This is a genomic window from Peribacillus sp. P4_B1, assembly GCF_056402395.1.
In genome coordinates this window covers 1-1,324 of record NZ_JBFUHM010000143.1, presented here as the reverse complement: position 1 = coordinate 1,324, position 1,324 = coordinate 1, and the positions used below count along the sequence as shown (strand labels likewise).

General features: G+C 49.4%; 9 tRNA genes and 2 rRNA genes. All 11 read left to right on the top strand.

The annotated features are described in order from the left end of the window. Positions 1-92: 92 nt before the first annotated feature. Positions 93-208, top strand: a 5S ribosomal RNA gene (gene rrf / locus AC1DVK_RS26925). Between the two features lie 10 nt (positions 209-218). Then, positions 219-294: transfer RNA gene (locus AC1DVK_RS26920), tRNA-Val, on the top strand. Positions 295-304: 10 nt separating this feature from the next. Then, positions 305-380 (top strand) — tRNA-Thr (locus AC1DVK_RS26915). Positions 381-422: 42 nt separating this feature from the next. Beyond that, positions 423-498 (top strand) — tRNA-Lys (locus AC1DVK_RS26910). A gap of 9 nt (positions 499-507) precedes the next feature. Then, positions 508-589, top strand: a tRNA-Leu gene (locus AC1DVK_RS26905). Between the two features lie 5 nt (positions 590-594). Next, a tRNA-Gly gene (locus tag AC1DVK_RS26900) sits at positions 595-669 on the top strand. A gap of 12 nt (positions 670-681) precedes the next feature. After that, a tRNA-Leu gene (locus tag AC1DVK_RS26895) sits at positions 682-770 on the top strand. A 9-nt stretch (positions 771-779) separates the two neighbouring features. Continuing rightward, a tRNA-Arg gene (locus AC1DVK_RS26890) sits at positions 780-856 on the top strand. A gap of 8 nt (positions 857-864) precedes the next feature. Further along, positions 865-941: transfer RNA gene (locus tag AC1DVK_RS26885), tRNA-Pro, on the top strand. Positions 942-950: 9 nt separating this feature from the next. Next, a tRNA-Ala gene (locus AC1DVK_RS26880) sits at positions 951-1,026 on the top strand. Between the two features lie 157 nt (positions 1,027-1,183). Then, positions 1,184-1,324, top strand: a 16S ribosomal RNA gene (locus AC1DVK_RS26875); the annotation flags it as partial.

Sequence of the window (1,324 nt, the reverse complement as noted above, 5' to 3'; positions counted from 1 at the left end):
GATACTAATAGATCGAGGACTTAACCAACGCTTTTTAAAAAATGAAATACCTTCTTATTATCTAGTTTTGAAGGAACAACGTTCCTGATATGTTTGGTGRCGATAGCGAAGAGGTCACACCCGTTCCCATTCCGAACACGGCAGTTAAGCTCTTCAGCGCCGATGGTAGTTGGGGGTTTCCCCCTGTGAGAGTAGGACGYCGCCAAGCAGTTATATATGGAGGATTAGCTCAGCTGGGAGAGCATCTGCCTTACAAGCAGAGGGTCGGCGGTTCGATCCCGTCATCCTCCACCATTTTACACCTGCCGGTGTAGCTCAACTGGTAGAGCAACTGACTTGTAATCAGTAGGTTGGGGGTTCAAGTCCTCTTGCCGGCACCATCTTCATAAAAGCTTAATATAGCATATATAAATAGTTTATATGAGCCATTAGCTCAGTTGGTAGAGCATCTGACTTTTAATCAGAGGGTCGAAGGTTCGAATCCTTCATGGCTCACCATTTTATTGTGCGGGTGTGGCGGAATTGGCAGACGCACCAGACTTAGGATCTGGCGCCGCAAGGCGTGGGGGTTCAAGTCCCTTCACCCGCATGTTCGCGGAAGTAGTTCAGTGGTAGAATACAACCTTGCCAAGGTTGGGGTCGCGGGTTCGAATCCCGTCTTCCGCTCCACTATTTATTTATGCCGGGGTGGCGGAACTGGCAGACGCACAGGACTTAAAATCCTGCGGTAGGTGACTACCGTACCGGTTCGATTCCGGTCCTCGGCACCATCTTAATATGCGCCCGTAGCTCAATTGGATAGAGCATCTGACTACGAATCAGAAGGTTGTAGGTTCGACTCCCGCCGGGCGCACCATGTTTTTTCGGGAAGTAGCTCAGCTTGGTAGAGCACTTGGTTTGGGACCAAGGGGTCGCAGGTTCGAATCCTGTCTTCCCGACCATTATTTTTTGGGGCCTTAGCTCAGCTGGGAGAGCGCCTGCCTTGCACGCAGGAGGTCAGCGGTTCGATCCCGCTAGGCTCCACCAAAAAAACTTGACAAGCCGATTTGGCTTTGATATGATAAGAAAGTTGATTCTTTATAAGAGTCAAATTGCTCTTTGAAAACTGAACAAAACAAAGCGCCAACGTTAAATTTTAAGTGAGCACACACTATCAAAAAAGCAAATGAGCAAGTCAAACATTTCTTCGGAGAGTTTGATCCTGGCTCAGGACGAACGCTGGCGGCGTGCCTAATACATGCAAGTCGAGCGAATCGATGGGAGCTTGCTCCCTGAGATTAGCGGCGGACGGGTGAGTAACACGTGGGCAACCTGCCTATAAGAC